Source organism: Sphingomonas mali NBRC 15500, assembly GCF_001598415.1.
GTDB lineage: Bacteria > Pseudomonadota > Alphaproteobacteria > Sphingomonadales > Sphingomonadaceae > Sphingomonas > Sphingomonas mali.
The window spans coordinates 33666-53480 of the sequence record NZ_BCYX01000008.1 but is presented as its reverse complement, the minus strand read 5'-3'; the positions used below and the strand labels follow the sequence as shown (position 1 = coordinate 53480).

Genomic DNA, 19815 nt, shown 5'->3' with positions numbered 1-19815 from the left:
TTAGCGACGGGCGAGGCTCGATGCCTCGTCCGGCGCTGTTTTGGCGATCGACCAATGAGTCTTTTGAGCGCGCAGACGCGCGCACCCACCTGCTACCCCTCCCTTGCAGGGAGGGGAGCTTATGCCGGCGGGCACAGCACCCGCATCGCCTCAGCCGTTTGGGCGTCGGCCGGCAGGAAAGTTTCCAACGCAAGGTCGTCGAGCGTCAGGTCGATCGGCGAGCCGAACACGGTTCGCGCGCTGTAGAACGACAGGATGCGGTCGCCGCGCTGGTATCGGAACGGCACCGCGACCCCGGCGAAGTCGCGCGGCCGGACGTCCGACGCCGGGCCCTTGGGATAAAGCTCCATCTCTTCGCGCAACGCGATCAGCGTCGTGTCGCCGCTCTGCGCGATCTCGCGATCGAGCGCGCGCAGCAGAAAGCCCCGCCATTCGGCAAGATTGACGATATTCTTCGACACGCCATCGGGGTGGAGCGTCAGCCGCAACACGTTGACCGGCGGTTCGAGCAAGGCCGGATCGACACCCTCGATCAACGGTGCCAGCGCGCGATTGGCCGAGATCATCGTCATGTGACGATCGACGATCAGCGCGGGGAAAGGCTCGTGCGCGGTCAGCACCGTTTCGAGCGCCGCGCGTACCGCGTCGAGCGCCGGATCGGTGAGGTCGCGTTCGGGGAAAGCCGGTGCGAACCCCGCCGCCAGCAGCAGCGCATTCTGGTCGCGCCGCGGCACGTCGAGCTGCTCGGACAAGCGCAACAACAGGTCGCGGCTGGGCCGTGCGCGGCCGGTCTCGACGAAGCTCAGATGGCGCGCCGAAACATCGGCGTCGAGCGCGAGGTCGAGCTGGCTCACCCGCCGGCGCGCGCGCCAGTCACGCAGCATTGCCCCCACCTCACTCGCCATTTGCACCATGAACCATCCTTTCAACAGCCATCCTAACCGCGTCGCGACGACGCGCCATTACCTGTCAGGTAATTGGTTCGGCTGCGGCAATCCGCATCATGGCCTCACCAACCTCAAGGAGAACAGCCATGTACGCGATCACCGACCTCGCCCCCCGCCAGGCTCTCCGCCCGAGCCGCGGCCTGATCCCCACCCCCGATGGCGAGCAGCTTTACTTTGAGGATATGGGCCACGGCCCGACGCTGTTGTTCGTGCACGGCTGGACGATGAACACCGAATTCTGGGAGCGCCAGACCGCCGACCTGGTTCGTCAGGGACATCGCTGCGTCGCGTACGATCAGCGCGGCTGCGGGCGATCCTCGCCGGCTGTTGCCGGGCATGATCTGGATGGCCTGGCCGACGATCTCGCCACGGTGATCGAGCGGCTCGGACTCGATCGGGTGACGCTGGTCGCGCATTCGATGGCCGCCTGCCAGGTCGCGCGCTATCTATCGCGCCATGGCGTCGCGCGGGTGGCCGGGACAGTCCTGGTCGCCGGCACGGCGCCGGGCCTGTTTCCCGATCCGGCCAGCCGCACCGAGCCGCTTGCCGCGCAAGTCACCATGCTGATGGCCGACAGGCCAGCCTTTGTCGCGGCTATGGCCGAGCCGTTCTTCGCACCCGAGCAGGTGTCACCGCACCTGGTCGCCTGGGGCACCGGACTGGTGCTGCGCGCGACCTTGCATGCGGCGATCGAGCATACCCGCACCAACATCAACGCCGACGTCCGCGCCGACATGGCGGCATTCACGTGCCCGACCCTGATCGTCCATGGCAGCGCCGATCAGAGTTGCCCGCTGGAGCAGAGCGCCGAACTGGCGCATGCAATGATCCCGAATAGCGAGTTGCTGGTGTACGAAGGCGCCTCGCATGCGCTGCCGCTGACGCGAAGCGACCGTCTCTCTGCCGATATCGCCCGCTTCGTTCGCGGCTAGGCGATAGCACCGGCGCGTTTGAGTGCTTCCTGGAGCGCGAGTGTCGGCGCCACTGCGACGTCGGGGACGATCCCAGTCCCTTCCCAGTCCTTGCCGGTCGCCGGATCGATCGTCCGGCCGACCGGCAGGAACACCGCGAGTCCGCCGCCGATCCGTTCGAACCCGCCGAAATGGTTAGCGCCCGCGGTGGTTTCACCGACCAGGGTGGCGCGGCCGGTATGCTTGAAGGCGAGCGCAAGATGTTCGGCGGCGGATGCGGTCCGGGCCGAGGTCAGATAGAAGACCTTGGCGCCGAACAGCCGGGTCTCGTCGGCTTTGGGCACGACATAATGTTCGGTACGGACGATCCCGGGCGCCGCGCCGCTCGCCGGACGCATGAAAGCATCCTCGGCAAAGGGATTGCCGCGCGCCTTGGCGATCGACTCGACCATTTCCATCTGCACCAGTACTGCCGGCTTGGCGAAGAGATAGGGCAGTATCGCATTCATCTGCGCGACCCCGCCGCCGCCATTGTACCGGCAATCAATGATCACCGCCTTGGCCGTCGCATGCTCGCGCATGAAGCGATCGCTCGCTGCGGCGACGTCGGCATCATCGGGAAAGCCGGTGAAGCGGATATAGGCAACGTCCTTCGCGACCCAGCCGGCATCCTCGATCACCGCGCGGCGGGGCGGCTGCGGCCCCGTCGGCGCGCGCGGGGCCGGTGCGGTAGGCTGCGGCGCGGCCGTGCCTGCCGGCGGTTTGGGCCCATCATTGGGGCCGAGCATCGCCGCGGGTACGACACGCAGATGGCGGTCCGACGACACCGCCAACAAATCGGCGGTCAGCCGCTGACCGAGTTCGGCCGGGTCGGCGATATCCTTATAGGCACCGGCCGCCGCCTTTTGCCGCAGCATCGCGGCGTAGCGCTTGCCGATCTCGGGAATGACATAACCGGTCTCGAGCAGGTCGGCGAGCGCGAGCGTGGGGTCGGCGCGCGGCGCGTCCTCGAACGCACCGGCGCCACCGCTGCCCAACGCCGCGACCGCCGCCGCCGACAGCCCGAGAAAAGCCCGCCGATCCATATCCCGCTCCTTCGTTTACATCTGTAAGCGTAAGTGCTTATACATTTTGTCGGTCGGGTGTAAAGTGGCTAGAGAATGGGTATGACCACGCACACCGCCGCCAGTTTCGGTACCGCGCTCCGCCGCCTGATCGAGCATCTCGACGGCGCGCTGGAACAGGCATATCGCGACGACGGACTCGATTTCCGCCCGCGCTATACGCCGGTTGTCCGCGCGCTGGTCGCCGATGGGCCGCAGGGTATCCGCGCGCTCGCCGACCGGCTCGGCGTGTCGCATTCGGCGGTCAGCCAGACGGTGTCGCAAATGGCCGCCGCTGGGCTGGTCGCGGTGACGCGCGGCGAGGAGGATGCGCGCCAGCGAATCGTCGCGCTGACCCGCGCGGGCACCGCGCTGCTCCCCCGGCTGGAGGATCATTGGCGAGCCGCGCGCGCTGCCACCGCCTCGCTCGATACCGAAACCGGCGGCGTGCTGGTCGAGGTGATCAACCGTGCCAATGCCGCATTGGAAGCCCGGTCTTTCAGCGATCGGCTGGCCGCGGTGCGCACCGATCGTGCCGCACCAACGGGCAACCGAAACAGGGCTGCCTAATTTCGAGGCATTTGCTAGACCAGCGATAGCCCTCGCGCGGCCCAAGCCCTTCGCGCGGCGGTTCTGGCACGCTTCATGTAAGGCTGGTGCGTATATAACCCATAGGGCGAGAAACCGGGGGCAATTCCGCGTGAAGAAGATCGAGGCGATCATCAAGCCGTTCAAGCTGGACGAGGTGAAGGAGGCGTTGCACGAAGTCGGTGTCAGCGGCATCACCGTGACCGAGGCCAAGGGCTTTGGCCGCCAGAAGGGACATACCGAACTCTATCGCGGCGCCGAATATGTCGTCGACTTCCTGCCCAAGGTGAAACTCGAAGTGGTGGTCGAGGACGCCTTGGCCGAGCGTGTGGTCGAGGCGATCGCGCAAGCCGCGCAGACCGGCCGCATCGGCGACGGCAAGATCTTTGTCATGCCGGTCGAAACCGTGTTGCGCATTCGCACCGGCGAACGCGACGAGGCGGCGATCTAGGGCGGCGATCTGAAGAAGGACGGCCGACGCCCAACTTGAGCACCTATGTTATTTGACGCACCGCAACATAATGTGACAGCAGCGCTCACGCACGAGCAACATGATTCTCCGGTTCGCCGGATTTACGACTGAAAGAGAAAGGGTCTGGGGTTATGGCGACGACAGCCAGTGACGTTCTGAAGAAGATCAAGGACGAGGAGATCGAATGGGTCGACCTCCGCTTCACCGACCCCAAGGGCAAGTGGCAGCATTTGACCATGGTCTCGTCGGTCGTCGGCGAGGACGAGTTGACCGACGGCTTCATGTTCGACGGATCGTCGATCGAAGGCTGGAAGGCGATCAACGAGTCGGACATGATCCTGAAGCCGGATCTCGACGCGATCTATGTCGATCCGTTCTCGGCGACGCCGATGCTGATCCTGGTCTGCGACATCGTCGAGCCGTCGACCGGCGAGCTCTATGCCCGTGACCCGCGCTCGACCGCTAAGCGCGCCGAAGCCTATCTCAAGACCACGGGCATCGGTGACACCGTCTATGTCGGCCCCGAGGCCGAGTTCTTCATGTTCGACAACGTGCAGTTCGAAACGAGCTATTCGACGTCCTATTACAAGATCGACGATATCGAACTGCCGACCAATACGGGCCGCGAATATGAAGGCGGCAATCTCGGTCACCGCCCGCGCGCCAAGGGTGGCTATTTCCCCGTCGCGCCGGTCGACTCGGCGGTCGATATCCGCGGCGAGATGGTCTCGACCATGATCGAGATGGGCCTGCCGTGCGACAAGCACCACCACGAAGTGGCCGCCGCGCAGCATGAGCTCGGCCTGACCTTCGGCACGCTGACCCAGACCGCCGACCGCATGCAGATTTACAAGTACGTCGTGCACCAGGTGGCTCATGCCTATGGCAAGTCGGCCACCTTCATGCCCAAGCCGATCAAGGAAGATAACGGTTCGGGCATGCACACGCACTTGTCGATCTGGAACGGCAAGGAGCCGCTGTTCGCCGGCAACGGCTATGCGGGTCTGTCGGACATGTGCCTGTATTTCATCGGCGGCATCATCAAGCACGCCAAGGCGCTCAACGCCTTCACCAACCCGACCACCAACAGCTACAAGCGGCTGGTGCCGGGCTATGAAGCGCCGGTGCTGCTGGCCTATTCGTCGCGCAACCGCTCGGCGTCGTGCCGCATCCCGTACGGCACCGGCGCCAAGGCCAAGCGCGTCGAAGTCCGCTTCCCCGACGCGATGGCCAATCCGTACCTCGCTTATGCGGCGCTGTTCATGGCTGGCCTCGACGGCATCCAGAACAAGCTCCACCCGGGCGATGCGATGGACAAGAACCTGTACGACCTGCCCCCGGCCGAGCTGGCCGAAGTGCCGACCGTATGCGGATCGCTGCGTGAGGCGCTCGACAGCCTGGAAGCCGATATGGACTTCCTGCTCAAGGGCGACGTGTTCTCGAAGGACCAGATCGAGGCCTATATCGAAATCAAGCGCGCCGACGTCGCGCGGTTCGAGATGACCCCGAGCCCGGTCGAGTTCGATATGTACTACAGCGCGTAAAGCGCGGCCGCGACCGCGCGGGTGCGAGCAAAACTCGCATCCGCGCTGTCGGCCGGTCTCGCTTGCGAGAACCGACGACGCGGCTTTGCCGCGGCGGGACCAACAAAGAAGGGCGCCAGGAGCAATCCCGGCGCCCTTTTCCATGGCCAATCCACCCCAAAAGATTCGACTCACACCCAAATTGGGTTTCATGTTATTTCATCTCCCAACATAAAAGAGGGAGAGCGCGATGACTGTGGTTTCGCTTCGCATCCTCGGCCTGGCGGCCGCCATGCTGACGTCCACCGCGGCATTGGCGCAGACCGCACCCCCTCCCCCACCCGACCAGGATCAGGACGACGCCGGCGGTGGCGACCTCATCATTACCGCCATGAAAGTGCGCCAAGGCGGAGCCCAGGATATCAAGCATTTCCGCTCGATCGCCGACGAGGTTGGTATGCCGCGTCCCGAATCGCTCACCGCTGAAGGCCTGATGGGCGAATATGACCTCACCCTGCCGACAAACGCGGGATGCAAGGAGTTGATGTGCATCGTCACCGAAGCCACGCCTACTTCGCTCGCGATCCGGCCGGGCGACCGTCAGTTCGTCGGCCTGGGCTTTGCATCGAACATCGATGAGAAGACGTGGAAGCGCCCGCCGCTAGACCTGATCGCGGTGGTCGACAAATCGGGATCGATGGACGGCGCGCCGCTCGCCCGCGTCCGCGCAAGCTTGCGCCAGATCGTCGGACAAATGCGCGCCGGCGACCGGATCGGCATTATCCTCTACGGCGACACCGCCGCAGTCTACCTGGCACCGACCGACATCGCGACCGGCCGCGACGATGTGCTCGCCGCGATCGACCGGATAAAGAGCGAAGGCTCGACCTATATGGAGGAAGGGCTGAAGGTCGGGTACGCGACTGCGTTCGCCGAAGCGGAGACGTTCAAGGGAAATACGCGAATGATGCTGTTCACCGACGAACAGCCCAATGTCGGTCGCACCGATGCTGGTAGTTTTACCGCGATGGCGGAAGAAGCGTCGAAGCGCGGCATCGGACTGACCACGATTGGGGTCGGCGTCCAGTTCGACGCAAGCCTGGCGAGCAAGGTATCGAGCGCGCGTGGCGGCAACCTGTTCTTCCTCGCCTCCGACCAGGACGTGAAGAGCGTGTTCGACAAACAACTCGACACAATGGTCAGCGAACTTGCTTATGATCTCCATCTGACTGTCACACCGACCACCGGCTGGAAGGTTTCGGGCGTGTTCGGTGTGCCCGACGGCGTGATGACCGAGGGCAAGGACGGCGCTATCACTGTGACCGTGCCGACCGTGTTCTTGTCGATGAATGGCGGTGGCATCTTCCTGACGATGGCCAAATCGGACGATCGCGCCGATTTGCCCGTCGCGGCGGTAACGCCTGGGACAGCGCTCGCCGACGTGTCGCTCGACTATCGCCTGGGTAAGGAGAATCGCTTGGTCACCGGCAAGGCGACCGCGCTCGCATCCGATCGCACACCCAGCGTGCCGCTGCGCCAGGCGATGGCGCTGGTCGACGAATATGTCGCGCTGCGCGACGCCACCATCGCTTTCCACCAGCGTAACGACGCCAAGGGCGCGTTCGCGACGCTGACGGGGCTACAGTCGCGGTTGCGTGGCTCCGGGCTGCCGGGGATGGAAAAGGAGGACAAGCTGGTCACGACGATGATCGGCCAGGCCGCCTTCTATGCTGGCTATAGCGGCGAGATGCCCAAGACAATCCGACATCTAGCCGTGATCGGTAAATGGGAGATCGTCAGCGCCGATGGGTTCGCCGATCTGGCGCGCGGTGATCGGCTCGAATTCACCGACGACCGCGAGATGATGACGTATCGCAAGAAAGCCGGATTGGACGATGCGGACGACACCGAGAGTTACGAGATCAACGAGAACGCGATCCATCTCGTCTCGTCGCGGCTGGTCATGCGCTACTCAGTCAATGGCGACAGCATGACCATGTCGATCAACGACAATGACGGTCGTTCGCGGCTATCGCTGCGCCGGATCAGCTAGGGTCTGTACGACCTGCACCTCCGGCACTTCGCACGTGTTGATGGCGGACCCCAGACCGGTGTTCAGAACGTCCCACTGACCGTCAGCGTAAAGATCGGCCCGACCCGCTGATGCTGGCGCTCCAGGAACGCCAGCGGCGCGGCGTTACGGCGGCCGGAATAGACGTCGCGCCAATAGCGGACATGGCCGTCATTGAGGTTGAACACCTCGAAATTGACCTTCATCCCGCGCACATTCTTGAACTCGACAAAGGCGCTGGCATAGGGGCCTTCCCATTGCTGGTTGGCCTCGTCGAGATAATAAACCGGGCTGTAATGGTCGAACGACAGGCCGCCGCCCCAGGCGAATTGGGTGCCGGGCACGTCGTGCCGCAAGGTCAGCTGCGCCCAGCGATCATGGGTATTGCTGATCACACGCGGCAATCCGGTCAACGGATCGCGGACGCGGGCGCGTTCGATGCCGATATCGGCGTCGAGCTTCGCGCCCTTCCAGCCCAGGGGATCGAACTGGATCGTGCTGATGCTCTCGATTCCCGTCCGCGTCGCGCGCGGCAAATTGCCTACGGCATCGCCGTCGATCCCGACGGGGATATGGTCGACGATGTCCTCGATCCGATAGTGATAGAATTTCAGCCGCGTCTTGCCCCAGCGGCCGAAATTGCGCGCGACTTCCGCGGTCGCTTCCCAGCTTTGCGGTGGGACGAGATTGGGATTGGCGTCGTTGCCGCGATTGTTGGTGACGTCCTGATTGGCGAGGAAGTCCGAAAAGCTGATCTGGCCGACCCGGCGTTCGAGCTTGAGGCTGGCATCCCAGCCGCGCGCCGGGCGCCACGCCAGCAACAGGCTCCCCTTGGGGCGGAAGAAGCGCCGGGGCTTTTCGCCGGTGCTCCGTTCGCCGAGCTCGGAATATTCGGCGCCGCCGGCCACTTGCAGATCGAGATTGCGCGATAGCGAGCGGCTCAGCGTCGCGAGACCCTCGTAGCGCGTCTCGGCGACGATACCGCTGCCTTGCGGATAGGGAATGGAAACATAGCTGCCATCGGGCTGGAGATTAGCGAGCGTGCTGAGCTGTTCGAACCTATTGTCGGCACGCTCGAGCGAGATCGTCCAGTCGTTCGGCCCGCCTTTCCAATGATATTCCAGCCGCCCCACGGTCTCGCTGGTTTTGGCATCCTGGCCATAGCGGATACCGTCGCTGGGCGCCCCGCTGTCATAATCGGTGCGTTGGTCGAGGAGGAACGGCGCGTGCTCGAAATGGCGCAGGCCGATTAGCTTGAGCCGGCCGCCACCCAGCGGCACCGAGATGTCCCCGTTCACGTCGTAGCGATAGCCCCAGGTGTGATTGAGGCTGATCCACATAGCGTCATTGCCGTCGGTGCGGATGCGGCGCTGATCGTTGGCGCCGCGCTGCCAATAGGGATCATAATCCATCGTCCAATTGGCAAGAATCCCGTCCTTGCCGGTATATTTGAGGATCGCGGACAGCTTGGCGTCGTCGCTGCTGTTCCAATTCACCTGGTCGCGGCGCTCGAGCAAGGTGCCGGTCGGCGACAGCACGCGATAGTCGTTGCCGCCGAGCGCGCCGCGTGACGGCTTGTTCTCGAGCGACACTGTATAGTCCAGGCCGCCGGTCGAGCCGTTATAACTGATCGACCCGGCGAACCAGCGCGGCTCGGCATAATGCGCGCGCACTTGCGGGCTCCAGCTGAAATTGCCGCTGCCCTTGCGATTGGTCTTGAGGATCACGTTGGCAACCTGGCCGGTCAGCCCGGCGATCCCGAACGAGGCCGCTTCCCTGAGCTCGATGCGCAGCACTTCGTTGGCCGATATCCGTTGCAATTGCGCTGCTGCGCCGCCCGATTTGTCGGTCACGCGCTGGCCGTTGATCAGCACGTTCTCCGACGCCTGGCCCAGTCCGCGCGTATCGTCGGCGGCGCGGATGGTGAAGCCCGGCACTTGCGACAGCATGTCATAGGCCGTCTGCGGGGCGAAGCGCGCGAAAAAATCGGGTGTGAAGACGTTGGCATCCTTGGCGGCCGTATCGCCACCGGCCGATGCGGAGGGCGTGTCCTGGCCGGCCAAGGCGGCGGTCGGGGCGCAAAGGCCGGTCGCCAGCGCCAGAAGGCCAACGGCGCGCTGCAAGTGAACAGGCATGATCTACTCCTTCGGTCGGGCGATGCGGCCTAGGCGCGCGCCATCGGTCCGCGCCGCAGGGTGCGGGCGAATGCGAGGGCAATCAGTCGCGAGGGGCCGGTCGCCCCTTGGGGGGCGTTACGAACTATCGATTAGGGGACGGACTGGCGCTGGGGCTCAGGGATCGCCGGCGGAACCCGCTGCTCGGAGCGAGGTCAGTTCATCCGGGTCGGTGGTTTTGATGCCGCGCGATCTCAGTCTGCGGACGAAATCGGCAGTAACGCCCACCGACCGCATCCCCTGGTAATCGTCGAGATCACCCTTGATCCCGAACCTGCGCATCGCGGCGATATAGGCCGCACTGAGGCCCATGTTGCGCGCTTCGATCACGTCATCCAGGCTGAGGCGCATGCCGGTCGCCCGCATGTCGCGCGCATATTCCGGGGAGACGCCGCCGGCACGCGCTTCCGCCAGCTCGTCGCTCGACAGATTGGGGAATCCAGCCTCGGCCATGCCGCGCCGATAGTCGCTGCTGATGCCCAGCACGCGCATTTCAGCAGCGTCATCGCCATTGTCGGACTGGCGCGACGTTTGGGCTTGCTGACCCTGCCATGCAGCGATCGGCACGGGTGCCGACCCCAAGGTCGAACTGGCCGGGTTCGGGGCCACCGCAACGGTCGTCGACCGCGTTGCGCCAGTTTTTGTCGCTACTCGCGACGCCCCCTCGGTCGGCGTACCGGCACCCAGAGGTTGCCCGCTCTGCGTGTGGATGGTGGCCAGCGCAGTATGGCTGGGCACGAATGTTACGGCCGCAAGCGGCACCGCCATGCTCAGCATGCCCGTCGCGAAGCCCGCGACCCAGGAGCGCCCGGACCGGCCGCGCGCCGGGCTCTGGTCGAGTACGCGCCGAACGCGGCGGCCGAGCGAGCTTTTCGACGGCGCGACGCCATGCGCGCCCAGCAACGTGCCGCGGCATTGATGGCGGGCGACGCCGATCAGCAATTCGGCATAATCGGGCCCTGCGATGTTCGCCGCGAGCACCGCGTCGTCGGCCGATTCCTCGCGCAATTGGTGCGCCTCCCGCGCCAGCACCCAGGCCAGGGGATTGAACCAGAAGGTGGCGGTGGCGACCCGCGCCAGGATCAGCTTCGCCCAGTCGAAATGGACGACATGCGCGAGTTCGTGCGCGATGATCGCCTCGGCCTGTTCGGGCGCTGCCACCGCGGCGTTGTTGAGCAGAATGACCGGGCGCATCAGACCCCAGCTGACCGGCGATCCGAGCTCGTCGCTCCAGAGTAAGGCGGTGCCGTTCTTGAATCCCATACGCCGTTGCGCGCGGGCAAGTGCGCTCAACCAGTCGGGGTCGACCAGCACATCGGCGCGTGCGCGCAGCCCGACCAGGCGGAGCAAGGCGGCAAGCGTCAGCGCAAGCAGCACGAGAGTTGGTAGCAGAAAGGCGTATCGCGCCGCACCGGACAGGGCGCCTACCCAAACCGGCTCGGCGGGCACGGCCGGCGACATGGCGGCGGCGATCGGAGCCGCCTTATCGCGTGCGGGGAGCGGAGCTGTCGTCCGCTCGACCGGATCAACCGTGGCCATCTGCGCCATCGGCGCGGGCAACGGCAAGTCCAGCGCCGGCAGCGCAAGGCTGGCGAGCGGCAAGGCGACGAGCGCGAACAGCCCGAGATGGGCGATGGTCGAACGCTCGGCGGCCGACCGCGCGCGGGTCAACCGCAGCAAACCGAGCGTGACCGCCGCCACCAGCAGGGATTTCAACGCGAGGAGAAGCAGGGTCATGGTCATTTCCCGTCCTCCCGCGCCTGGCGAGCGCGGGCGATCGCCGCTTCGAGCTCGTCGAGTTCTTTCGTGTCGAGTTCCTCCGCCATGCCGACCAGGGCACTCGCCGCGCTGACCGGCGATCCCTTGAAAAAGGTCCGCACGATCTGGCTGAGCGCGGTTCGGCGCGCCTGATTGTCCGGGACGGTCGGCGAATAGACATAGCCGCGATCGCTATCTTCGCGGCACACGAACCCCTTGTCCTCGAGCCGCTTGAGCATCGCGCGGACGGCCGAGCCGGTCAGCGGATCGGGTAGCGCGGCACAGATCTCGGACACCGTGCGCGACCCGCCTTGATAGAGCAGGTCGACGATCTGACGTTCGCGCGGGGGCAATTGCGGAAGCATGACTCACCTCTTGGCTACAAATGTAGCGTGCTACATTTGTAGCGTGCTACATTTGTAGCGCGGCCGCAAGCGGAAAAATCACGGAAAAACCGTTCGCTGGCAACGCGCATCGGCATTTCGCCTGTCAGCCTACCGCAAAAGACTGGCCGCCATTACTCGATCTGCACCGCAGAATGCGACGAACCGAGCGATCAGCCGTTGCCGCGCGAGACTTGCCCTCCTAGGCGGCTCGCCAATGCGGCTGTCCCTGCCCTTCGCTTTGCCCGACCGCCGCCGCACCGTCTCGTTCGTGCTGGCGCTTATCGTCGAAGCGCTGTTGATCCTGGTGCTGGTGCTGTTCGGCCCGCATTTCGTCCCGGGGCCCAAGCCCGAGCCACGACGCGCGACGAGCTTCAGCCTTGCGCCATCCGAGAAGGAAGCGGCGACCGCTCCCGAACATCGCACCAAGGCCCACGCCGCGGCCAAGCAGGCTTCCGGAAAGATCACGCCGATCCCGCCGATGCCGCCCGTCATCACGCCACCCAAGGTCCCGACTCCTCCCAATGCGCTTCCCGGCGTGCTGCCGATCCAGCTCGGCGCCAGCGACATCAGCAAATTGAAGTCGAGTGCCAGCAACGACGATGGCGCTGAGAGCGGGACCGACAGCAAGCTCGCTTATGGACCAGGCGAAGGCCCCGGCGGCCAGCCGCTCTACAATGCCGAATGGTATCGCGAGCCGACCGATGCGCAACTCAACGGCTATCTGCCCAAGGGCGCGCCACCCAATAGCTGGGCATTGATCGCGTGCCAGACGATGCCGCAATTCCATGTCGACAATTGCCGGTCGCTCGGCGAATCGCCGGTTGGATCGGGGCTTGGCCGCGCGATGCGCGAGGCGGCGTGGCAATTCCTCGTCCGTCCCCCGCGCCGCGGCGGCAAGGTGCTGGTCGGCGCCTGGGTCAAGATCCGCATCGACTTCACGCTCAGGCCGGCAAAGGCCGATAAAAGCGAAAGCGGGCCGCAGCCATCCGAGCAGTGACGGTCAGGGCAGCAGCACCGACGCCCCTTCGGTCTTGCCGGCCTCGAGCTGGCGATGCGCCTCGGCCGCATCCTCAAGCGCGAAGGTCTGGCCGATCTCCGGGCTGATCGCGCCCTTGGCCAGCATTTCGAACACGCGCGCGAAGCCGGCGTCGCGCTCCTCCTTCGTCGCGTAATAATGGAACATCGTCGGCCGCGTGACGAACAACGAGCCGTTGGTGTTGAGCTGGCTGAGCGCGACGCCGGTTACCGGGCCGCTGGCATTGCCATAGCTGACGATGAGCCCGCGCCTTTTGGTCGACTTGAGCGACGCTTCCCAGGTCGCCGCGCCGACGCCGTCGAGGACGACCTCGACGCCCGCGCCGCCGGTGACCTCGCGCACGCTTTCGGCGATGTCATGCTCGCGATACTGGATGACGTGATCGGCGCCGGCGCGGCGCGCGCGCTCGGCCTTGTCGGACGATCCAACGGTGCCGATGACTGTCGCGCCGATCGCTTTCAGCCAACCGACCGCGAGATGTCCGACCCCGCCCGCAGCGGCGTGAACCAAAACGGTCCAGCCGGGTTGCACCCTGGCGCAGCGTTCGATCAGGAATTCGGTCGTGCCGCCCTTGAGCAGGATCGCTGCCGCGGTGCGATCGTCGACGCCGTCGGGCAATTTGATCAGGTTTTCGGCGAGCAGGTTGCGATGCGTGGCATAGCTGCCGATGGTTGGGCCAAACGTCCCGACGCGATCGCCCACCGCGACGTCGGTGACGCCCTCGCCCAGTGCCTCGACCACGCCGACACTCTCGGTGCCGAGGCCGCTCGGCAGCTTGAGCGGGTAGAGACCGGTGCGCTGATAGATTTCGATGAAGTTGAGGCCGACCGCCGTAGACCGAATTCGAACCTCGCCTGGACCGGGATCGGGCAGGTCGACATCGACCCATTGGATCACTTCCGGACCACCATGCTGTTCGATCCGTGCGACGCGTGCCATGTCCCGTTCTCCCGTTGCGACGAGCCATCAACTGGGGAGTCTCGTTTCGGGTTGCAACCTACCTCGCGGCGCGCCATCTAAGCGCACACCATACCCGATATTTGAAAAACGCGGAGGCGAGGATGAAGAGCTACCTGAAGCATTATATCGACGGCCAGTGGGTCGATAGCGAGGGCGGCATTCGCCACGAAGTGATCGATCCGTCGACCGAACAGCCGGTCAGCGAGATCATGCTGGGATCGAAGGCTGACGTCGACAAGGCCGTGGCCGCGGCCAAGAAGGCGTTCAGGAGCTATTCGCAGACCTCGGTCAACGACCGCATCGCGCTGCTCGAGCGGATCATCGAGGAGTATAAGGCACGCATCCCCGACCTGGCGGCGGCGACCAGCGAGGAAATGGGCGCGCCGATCGGCTTCGCCCAGATGGCGCAGGCGCCTGCCGGCCTCGGCTATTTCATCGGCACGCTCGCAGCGCTCAAGGAATTCGAGTTCGAGGAGCGCGTCGGCAAGAACCGCGTCGTCCATGAGCCGGTCGGCGTGGTGGCCATGATCACGCCGTGGAACTGGCCGCTCAACCAGATCTGCGCCAAGGTCGCCCCCGCGCTCGCCGCCGGCGATACGATGGTGCTCAAGCCTTCCGAGGAAGCACCGGGCAATGCCGTGATCCTGGCCGAGATTCTCGACAAGGCGGGTGTCCCTGCGGGGGTGTTCAACTTGGTCAATGGCAACGGTCCAGGGGTCGGTGCCGCCTTATCGAGTCACAAAGACGTCGACATGGTGAGCTTCACCGGGTCGACCCGTGCAGGCGTTGCCGTGGCGCAGGCCGCCGCCCCGACCGTCAAGCGGGTCCACCAGGAACTGGGCGGCAAGGCACCAAATTTGGTGCTCAAGGGCGCCAATTTGCCCGAAGTGCTGCCGCCGACGATTGCCGGCGTGCTGGCGAATAGCGGCCAGAGCTGCATCGCGCCTACCCGTCTGCTGGTTCATGAAAGCCAGGTCGCGGACGCCACCAACGTGGTGAAGGGGATCATGGAAGCGACCCAGGTCGACGCCGCCTCTGTGATGGGCGCGCATATCGGCCCGGTCGTCAACAAGGCGCAGTACGAGAAGATCCAGGGGCTGATCCAATCGGCGATCGACGAGGGCGCGACGCTGGTCACCGGCGGCACCGGCCGCCCCGACGGCCGCAATGCCGGCTTCTTCGTCAAGCCAACCCTGCTTACCGATGTGACGCCCGACATGCGCATCTATCGCGAGGAGACGTTCGGACCGGTCGCGACGATCACCAAGTATACCGACGCCGACGACGCGGTCGAGATGGCCAACGACACCGATTACGGCTTGTCGGCGACGATCTCGGGCGATCCCGCCGAGGCGGCGAAGGTCGCACCGAAGCTGCGCGCCGGGCTAGTGACGATCAACGCCTGGGCAGGCGGCGGCGGCACGCCATTCGGCGGCTACAAGCAATCGGGCAATGGCCGCGAAGGCGGCAAATACGGCATCGCCGACTTCATGGAATTGAAGACGATCGTCGGCGAACCGGCCTAGTGTCCTGAGCATCAGGCCCTCCCCGGACCGGGGAGGGCCTTCCCCCAAATCAGGGCCGCGGCAAGGGCGTCGGCACGTCGAGGCCGGCCGTGCCGGGACTCCGAATCCGCGGCGACGTGTGCGGGTCGGGAACCCAGGAATGATAGCCCGACGAGATGAAGAAGAAGCGTGACGACTGGCCCGGCGCGATCGGCTGGCCGAACTGGAACGCGAGCACCCAGACGTTTTGATTGATGGCCCCGGCGATCGTCTGCGGCGCGGCACCCGAGGCGCCGTCGATCCGCCAATTGGCGTCATAGCCGATCTGAGGAAACCCGCGGACCTGCGCTGTGGTGATCGGCGCGGTCGAGCCGGCGTCATTGGTGACGCGCCAATAGAAATCGAGCGTCCCGCTGGCCCGCTTGAGGATGCGGACCTGGACGGTCCCGCGCGGGCCGGGGGTACTCGCGGTCGGAGCGAAGGGCACGACACGGTCGTAGATCACCGACCCCGCCAGATAAGGATCGAGCGACGCCCTGGTGCCGGGCAAGGGTTGTGGCGCGAAATCGCTGGCCGGAGTCGCGACCGCCAGCGCGGGCGCGGCGATCACCACGCCGAGCAACACCCATGATTTGCGCATGACGTCCTCCCAGAATCGACTCGGCGACACGCCGGGAAGGACTGGGGTAAGTCGTTACGCGATCGGCGTATTGGCGGGAAACGACGCGTCCGATCGCCTCAATGCAGCGGCCAGGTCATCAGGATCAGCGGCGTGCCGACCAGCACCACCAGCAGCGATAGCGGCGCGCCCAGCCTGGCATAGTCGCCGAACTTGTACCCGCCAGGGCCGAAGACCAAGGTATTGCACTGATGCCCGATCGGGGTGAGGAAATCGCATCCCGCGCCCATCGCGGTGGCGATCAGGAACGCTTCCGGCCGATAGCCGAGATCGTGTGCGAACACCGCGGCGATCGGCGCCATTACCAGCACCGTCGCGGCATTGTTGAGGAACGGCGTCACCGCCATCGCCGCGACCAGGATCAGCGCGACCGCGCCCCAGGGAGGCAGCCCGGCGGCGACATGTGCGAGCCAGGTCGCCAGGATTTGTGACGCGCCGGTCGTCCGCAACGTATCGCTGACCGGGATCAGCGCGCCGAGCATGATCAGGATCGGCCATTCGACACTGGCATAGGCCTCTGCGAGCGGCAGCGCGCCGACCGCGAGGATCAACGCTGCGGCGGCAAAGAACGCCACTGCCACGGGCACATAGCCTGTCGCCGTCGCGATCATCGCCACCGCCAGGATCGCCACCGGCAACACTCCCCTGCCCGAATTGCCGAGCCGGAGCGCGCGCTCGGCCAGCGGCAACGCGCCGAGTTCCGCCAGGCGTTCGGGCAGCAGGCTGAGCGGCCCCTGCAGCACGACGACATCGCCCGCGCGCAGCACGGTACCACCCAGCCGATGCGTCAGCCGCTCGCCTTCGCGCGACACCGCGATCAGGTTGATGCCGAGCCGCCGCTGCAATTGCATCCGGCTGGCGGTGCGGCCGATCAATGGCGAGTTGGTCGCGATCACCGCCTCAATGACACCGACCTCGTCATCCTTGCGATCTTCAGGCACGTCGCGCTCGGAGCCGGCGAGCGCGAACTTGTTGGTGGCGATGACGCGTTCGAGCACGTCGGGCTCGCCGCCCAGGATCAGCGTGTCCCCTTCGCGCAAGGTCATCCACGGCCGTGGCTCGCTGCGCATGCCGGCGCGCATCACGCTGGTGACGGTGACGTCGCCATCATGGCGATCGGTGAACTGGTCGACCGTCTCGTCGATCGCCGGCGAGCCTCCGCCGATCGTCACTTCGGTGACGTAATCCTGGATATCGAGCGCCTCGCCCATCGTCGGCACGCCGCGCCGATCGCGCGGAAGCAGCCGATAGCCGAAGCGCAGGAAGATCAGGCCGATCACCAGCAGGCCGAAGCCGGTCGGAAAATAGTCGAACATGCGGAACGGCTGGCCGACCATGTCCTGCCGCACGCGGCTGACGATGATATTGGGCGAGGTGCCGACCAGGGTCATCAGTCCGCCGAGCAGCGAGGCGAACGACATCGGCATCAGGAACACTGACGGCGAGGCCTTGTTCTTCTTCGCCATCTGGAACGCCGCGGGCATGAGCATCGCCAGTGCGCCGACATTCTTGACCAGCGCGGAGGTCACGCCGACCGAGGCAGTCAGTACGAACAATTGAGTGCGAATCCGGGTGACGCGACCGGCAATCAGACTCAGCGCGCGCTCGACCATCCCCGACCGCTGCACTGCGGCCGAAATCACCAGCGCCGAGCCGACGATGATCACGATGTCGTCGGAAAAACCGGTGAATGCCGCCTTGGGCGTGACGATGCCGAGCGCCAGCCCCGCGAGCAGCGCCAGCATCGCGGTGATATCGTAGCGGAAGCGTCCCCAGACGAACATCGCCATCATCGCAACGAGGAGGGCGATCGACAGATATTGGGGTGTGGTCATCAGGCCTCGTTTTTGGCTTCCTGAAAGCAGAAACCAACGAACCCGAAACAATCTCCCGCAGAAACGGCCTGATTTGGATTAGGACCCCTAGTGGACGGTGCCCACCGCGCGGCCCTGCGACATCAGCACGATCAGCCGCTCGATCTGGCGCCAGCGGCAGAAATTGACGTGGTTGCCGAGGTCGCGGCTCTTGTCGGCACGCGCGGCCGCCTCGAACCCGGCATCGTCGCCGAACGTCGCCATCAGCTCCTGCGCAGCGTCCACCGACGAGCGATCAGCGAGATAGAGGTGCATGCGATACTCCGAACTGGCCAGCACCCGATCGTTACAAGGCGCGTGCCACCCCGAAGCGATCGTCGGGAATCGGCGGAAGGCAGTGGTAAACCGCCGTGCACCACGACGCATATGACTGCCCCACCTGTCCCATGTCGGGGCACTGGCGTCCGATACTGGAACATGGCAGGCAGCGGACATGAGACCGAATCCGCCGAAATCGACCGCTCCCGCCGCTGGCGGATGCCTGCTCGCGCTTGGACTGATCGGCGGCGCCGTCGCCGGCGTGCTTTATGGGCAGACGACATTGGGGGTGCTGATCGGCGGCACCGGCGGCGCGATCGCCGCGACGATCATCTTCCTGATCGACCGCCGGCGCTAACGTAAAGAACGCGCGAGCCGCACGACGCGGCCGATCACCGCCACGCGGTCGGCACGGACCGGCGCGATGAGCGGGGCAGCGGGGTTGTCGCTGGTCACCTGGACCTCCAGCCCGATCCGCGCGACGCGCTTCACCAGCAACGCATCGTCCAACCGGATCACGAAGATGCCGGGACGCGACGACAAGCGGCGATCGGTCATGTCGACGAACAGAGCGTCGCCGTCATGAATCAGCGGCTCCATCGAATCGCCATGCGCGGTGATCATCGTCAATGCCGCGGGTGACACGCCCAGTCGCGCCACCACGCGCGGATCGATCCGCTCTTCCCCGCCATTGCGGTCATCCTCGACCAGCCCACCGGCGCCGGCATGCGCCTCCGCGTCGATCCGCCGCACCGCTACCATCGTCGCGGCGCCGCCGGCAGTCCCACCCAATGCGCGTTCGTCGACATTGAAATAAGCGGCGAGCCAGCGCCGATCCTCCTCATCGAGCCGCCGCGGCGTTCCGCGCTTCACGAACTGCTGCAGATAGGCGTCGTTGCGCCCGAGCGCGCGCGACAGCCAGGCAAGGCTGGTCCCTGCCTCGTCAGCCAATCCCGCCAGCGTCGATCGCACGTCAACCATGATTGCCACCATAGTCGTAGGAAATTTCCTAGACAAGTTGGAATTTGGAACAGATCATGAACTTCTAACGACTCGGCAGCAGAAAATAGAGGCCAGACAAATGCATATCGGACGCGAGGTGGAGAAGTTTTTGCGGCGGTCGAACATGCCGCCGACCCGGTTCGGCCGGCTGGCCTGCAACGATCCCCGGCTGGTCGGCGATCTGCGCAACGGCCGCGAGCCCAGGCGCCGGGTCGCTCAGCGCATCGTCGATTTCATCGCCGCGCAGGATGCAGCGCAATGAGCCGACTCGAGCGTGATCTGATCACGGCGGTGACCGAATCGGCCGCCGCGACCGTGCCCGGCGCGGCGGCATCGCTGGTGCGCAGCCGTGATTGGTCGTCGTCGCTATTCAGCGGCGTGCGGCTGACCGTCGAGATCAACGCCGGCGAGGACGAGAGGTTCGAGACCTGGCTGGTCGGGCTACCCGAAGCCGAATTCGCTGTCCGTGGCTATTTTGTCGCGAGCGCTGACTTGGTCGAGCGGAGCAGCGGGGCGGCCGTGGTCGAATTCCTGCTGGTCGAAGAGAGCTAGGGCAAGGCCCCGCTTT

At 65.3% G+C, this 19815-nt stretch carries 20 protein-coding genes; 10 read left to right on the top strand and 10 right to left on the bottom strand.

Annotated elements, in window-relative coordinates; translation table 11 throughout:
• Window positions 1-119 precede the first annotated feature (119 nt).
• Window positions 120-905 (bottom strand): helix-turn-helix domain-containing protein, encoded by a 786-nt coding sequence (locus tag SMA01S_RS08525; RefSeq protein WP_245649205.1) that lies wholly within the window; start codon window positions 903-905, stop codon window positions 120-122.
• Between the two features lie 128 nt (window positions 906-1033).
• On the opposite strand from SMA01S_RS08525, the gene SMA01S_RS08520 reads away from it, so the two are divergent.
• Entirely contained in the window at window positions 1034-1879 is an 846-nt protein-coding gene (locus tag SMA01S_RS08520) for an alpha/beta fold hydrolase (protein ID WP_066820347.1), read from the top strand.
• Here the strand turns inward: SMA01S_RS08520 and SMA01S_RS08515 are convergent.
• Window positions 1876-2943, bottom strand: coding sequence for a S41 family peptidase (locus tag SMA01S_RS08515; protein WP_066820345.1), 1068 nt, complete (start codon window positions 2941-2943; stop codon window positions 1876-1878). The two genes, SMA01S_RS08520 and SMA01S_RS08515, sit on opposite strands and share 4 nt — an antisense overlap.
• Window positions 2944-3024: 81 nt before the next feature.
• Here SMA01S_RS08515 and SMA01S_RS08510 point away from each other — a divergent pair, with 81 nt between their 5' ends.
• The 4 genes from SMA01S_RS08510 (at window position 3025) to SMA01S_RS08495 (ending at window position 7597) form a co-directional block, all read left to right on the top strand.
• Window positions 3025-3531 carry a MarR family winged helix-turn-helix transcriptional regulator gene (locus SMA01S_RS08510; protein WP_066820343.1) on the top strand — a complete coding sequence of 169 codons (507 nt, stop codon included), beginning with the start codon at window positions 3025-3027 and terminating at the stop codon, window positions 3529-3531.
• Window positions 3532-3661: 130 nt separating this feature from the next.
• Complete coding sequence (locus SMA01S_RS08505; RefSeq protein WP_066590842.1) at window positions 3662-4000, top strand: P-II family nitrogen regulator; 339 nt, start codon at window positions 3662-3664, stop codon at window positions 3998-4000.
• A gap of 152 nt (window positions 4001-4152) precedes the next feature.
• Complete coding sequence (gene glnA, locus SMA01S_RS08500; RefSeq protein WP_066820342.1) at window positions 4153-5565, top strand: type I glutamate--ammonia ligase; 1413 nt, start codon at window positions 4153-4155, stop codon at window positions 5563-5565.
• 229 nt (window positions 5566-5794) lie between these two features.
• Window positions 5795-7597, top strand: a complete 1803-nt coding sequence (locus SMA01S_RS08495) for a vWA domain-containing protein (RefSeq protein ID WP_066820340.1) — start codon at window positions 5795-5797, stop codon at window positions 7595-7597.
• A gap of 62 nt (window positions 7598-7659) precedes the next feature.
• On the opposite strand, the gene SMA01S_RS08490 is transcribed toward SMA01S_RS08495, so the two are convergent.
• From SMA01S_RS08490 to SMA01S_RS08480, 3 genes are all read right to left on the bottom strand, one after another.
• Window positions 7660-9750 carry a TonB-dependent receptor gene (locus SMA01S_RS08490; protein WP_157093871.1) on the bottom strand — a complete coding sequence of 697 codons (2091 nt, stop codon included), beginning with the start codon at window positions 9748-9750 and terminating at the stop codon, window positions 7660-7662.
• A 156-nt stretch (window positions 9751-9906) separates the two neighbouring features.
• Window positions 9907-11526: a M56 family metallopeptidase gene (locus SMA01S_RS08485; protein WP_169804217.1), complete on the bottom strand. Its 1620-nt coding sequence runs from the start codon at window positions 11524-11526 to the stop codon at window positions 9907-9909.
• 2 nt (window positions 11527-11528) lie between these two features.
• Complete coding sequence (locus SMA01S_RS08480; RefSeq protein WP_066820334.1) at window positions 11529-11912, bottom strand: BlaI/MecI/CopY family transcriptional regulator; 384 nt, start codon at window positions 11910-11912, stop codon at window positions 11529-11531.
• Window positions 11913-12147: 235 nt separating this feature from the next.
• Here SMA01S_RS08480 and SMA01S_RS08475 point away from each other — a divergent pair, with 235 nt between their 5' ends.
• A complete protein-coding gene (locus tag SMA01S_RS08475; protein ID WP_066820332.1) occupies window positions 12148-12930 on the top strand; it encodes a hypothetical protein in 783 nt (260 codons plus the stop codon).
• 3 nt (window positions 12931-12933) lie between these two features.
• Here SMA01S_RS08475 and SMA01S_RS08470 read toward each other — a convergent pair whose 3' ends face one another.
• The gene (locus SMA01S_RS08470) at window positions 12934-13908 is read right to left on the bottom strand and encodes a quinone oxidoreductase family protein (protein WP_066820329.1); all 975 of its coding nucleotides are present in this window, start codon (window positions 13906-13908) and stop codon (window positions 12934-12936) included.
• Window positions 13909-14030: 122 nt separating this feature from the next.
• Here SMA01S_RS08470 and SMA01S_RS08465 point away from each other — a divergent pair, with 122 nt between their 5' ends.
• Window positions 14031-15455: an aldehyde dehydrogenase family protein gene (locus tag SMA01S_RS08465; RefSeq protein ID WP_066820327.1), complete on the top strand. Its 1425-nt coding sequence runs from the start codon at window positions 14031-14033 to the stop codon at window positions 15453-15455.
• Window positions 15456-15504: 49 nt separating this feature from the next.
• On the opposite strand, the gene SMA01S_RS08460 is transcribed toward SMA01S_RS08465, so the two are convergent.
• From SMA01S_RS08460 to SMA01S_RS08450, 3 genes are all read right to left on the bottom strand, one after another.
• Window positions 15505-16074 (bottom strand): hypothetical protein, encoded by a 570-nt coding sequence (locus tag SMA01S_RS08460; RefSeq protein ID WP_066820325.1) that lies wholly within the window; start codon window positions 16072-16074, stop codon window positions 15505-15507.
• Between the two features lie 98 nt (window positions 16075-16172).
• Window positions 16173-17948 carry an SLC13 family permease gene (locus SMA01S_RS08455; protein ID WP_066820324.1) on the bottom strand — a complete coding sequence of 592 codons (1776 nt, stop codon included), beginning with the start codon at window positions 17946-17948 and terminating at the stop codon, window positions 16173-16175.
• Between the two features lie 87 nt (window positions 17949-18035).
• Complete coding sequence (locus tag SMA01S_RS08450) at window positions 18036-18242, bottom strand: hypothetical protein (protein WP_066820322.1); 207 nt, start codon at window positions 18240-18242, stop codon at window positions 18036-18038.
• Between the two features lie 178 nt (window positions 18243-18420).
• Here SMA01S_RS08450 and SMA01S_RS08445 point away from each other — a divergent pair, with 178 nt between their 5' ends.
• A complete protein-coding gene (locus SMA01S_RS08445) occupies window positions 18421-18603 on the top strand; it encodes a hypothetical protein (protein WP_066820320.1) in 183 nt (60 codons plus the stop codon).
• On the opposite strand, the gene SMA01S_RS08440 is transcribed toward SMA01S_RS08445, so the two are convergent.
• Window positions 18600-19226 (bottom strand): S24 family peptidase, encoded by a 627-nt coding sequence (locus SMA01S_RS08440; protein ID WP_066820468.1) that lies wholly within the window; start codon window positions 19224-19226, stop codon window positions 18600-18602. The two genes, SMA01S_RS08445 and SMA01S_RS08440, sit on opposite strands and share 4 nt — an antisense overlap.
• On the opposite strand from SMA01S_RS08440, the gene SMA01S_RS25365 reads away from it, so the two are divergent.
• Window positions 19225-19509 (top strand): hypothetical protein, encoded by a 285-nt coding sequence (locus SMA01S_RS25365; RefSeq protein WP_369405663.1) that lies wholly within the window; start codon window positions 19225-19227, stop codon window positions 19507-19509. The genes SMA01S_RS08440 and SMA01S_RS25365 overlap by 2 nt on opposite strands.
• Entirely contained in the window at window positions 19506-19799 is a 294-nt protein-coding gene (locus SMA01S_RS08430) for a hypothetical protein (RefSeq protein ID WP_066820316.1), read from the top strand. Before SMA01S_RS25365 ends, SMA01S_RS08430 begins: the two co-directional genes overlap by 4 nt.
• Window positions 19800-19815: the final 16 nt, after the last annotated feature.

Excerpts from the sequence above, each read along its gene's own strand:
- SMA01S_RS08450 (WP_066820322.1), bottom strand. The coding sequence starts at position 18,242 with ATGCACCTCTATCTCGCTGATCGCTCGTCGGTGGACGCTGCGCAGGAG.
- glnA (WP_066820342.1), top strand. The coding sequence starts at position 4,153 with ATGGCGACGACAGCCAGTGACGTTCTGAAGAAGATCAAGGACGAGGAG.
- SMA01S_RS08445 (WP_066820320.1), top strand. The coding sequence starts at position 18,421 with ATGAGACCGAATCCGCCGAAATCGACCGCTCCCGCCGCTGGCGGATGC.
- SMA01S_RS08510 (WP_066820343.1), top strand. The coding sequence starts at position 3,025 with ATGACCACGCACACCGCCGCCAGTTTCGGTACCGCGCTCCGCCGCCTG.
- SMA01S_RS08495 (WP_066820340.1), top strand. The coding sequence starts at position 5,795 with ATGACTGTGGTTTCGCTTCGCATCCTCGGCCTGGCGGCCGCCATGCTG.
- SMA01S_RS08460 (WP_066820325.1), bottom strand. The coding sequence starts at position 16,074 with ATGCGCAAATCATGGGTGTTGCTCGGCGTGGTGATCGCCGCGCCCGCG.
- SMA01S_RS08465 (WP_066820327.1), top strand. The coding sequence starts at position 14,031 with ATGAAGAGCTACCTGAAGCATTATATCGACGGCCAGTGGGTCGATAGC.
- SMA01S_RS08455 (WP_066820324.1), bottom strand. The coding sequence starts at position 17,948 with ATGACCACACCCCAATATCTGTCGATCGCCCTCCTCGTTGCGATGATG.
- SMA01S_RS08525 (WP_245649205.1), bottom strand. The coding sequence starts at position 905 with ATGGCGAGTGAGGTGGGGGCAATGCTGCGTGACTGGCGCGCGCGCCGG.
- SMA01S_RS08470 (WP_066820329.1), bottom strand. The coding sequence starts at position 13,908 with ATGGCACGCGTCGCACGGATCGAACAGCATGGTGGTCCGGAAGTGATC.
- SMA01S_RS08480 (WP_066820334.1), bottom strand. The coding sequence starts at position 11,912 with ATGCTTCCGCAATTGCCCCCGCGCGAACGTCAGATCGTCGACCTGCTC.
- SMA01S_RS08520 (WP_066820347.1), top strand. The coding sequence starts at position 1,034 with ATGTACGCGATCACCGACCTCGCCCCCCGCCAGGCTCTCCGCCCGAGC.
- SMA01S_RS08430 (WP_066820316.1), top strand. The coding sequence starts at position 19,506 with ATGAGCCGACTCGAGCGTGATCTGATCACGGCGGTGACCGAATCGGCC.
- SMA01S_RS08515 (WP_066820345.1), bottom strand. The coding sequence starts at position 2,943 with ATGGATCGGCGGGCTTTTCTCGGGCTGTCGGCGGCGGCGGTCGCGGCG.
- SMA01S_RS08440 (WP_066820468.1), bottom strand. The coding sequence starts at position 19,226 with ATGGTTGACGTGCGATCGACGCTGGCGGGATTGGCTGACGAGGCAGGG.
- SMA01S_RS25365 (WP_369405663.1), top strand. The coding sequence starts at position 19,225 with ATGATTGCCACCATAGTCGTAGGAAATTTCCTAGACAAGTTGGAATTT.
- SMA01S_RS08475 (WP_066820332.1), top strand. The coding sequence starts at position 12,148 with ATGCGGCTGTCCCTGCCCTTCGCTTTGCCCGACCGCCGCCGCACCGTC.
- SMA01S_RS08485 (WP_169804217.1), bottom strand. The coding sequence starts at position 11,526 with ATGACCCTGCTTCTCCTCGCGTTGAAATCCCTGCTGGTGGCGGCGGTC.
- SMA01S_RS08490 (WP_157093871.1), bottom strand. The coding sequence starts at position 9,750 with ATGCCTGTTCACTTGCAGCGCGCCGTTGGCCTTCTGGCGCTGGCGACC.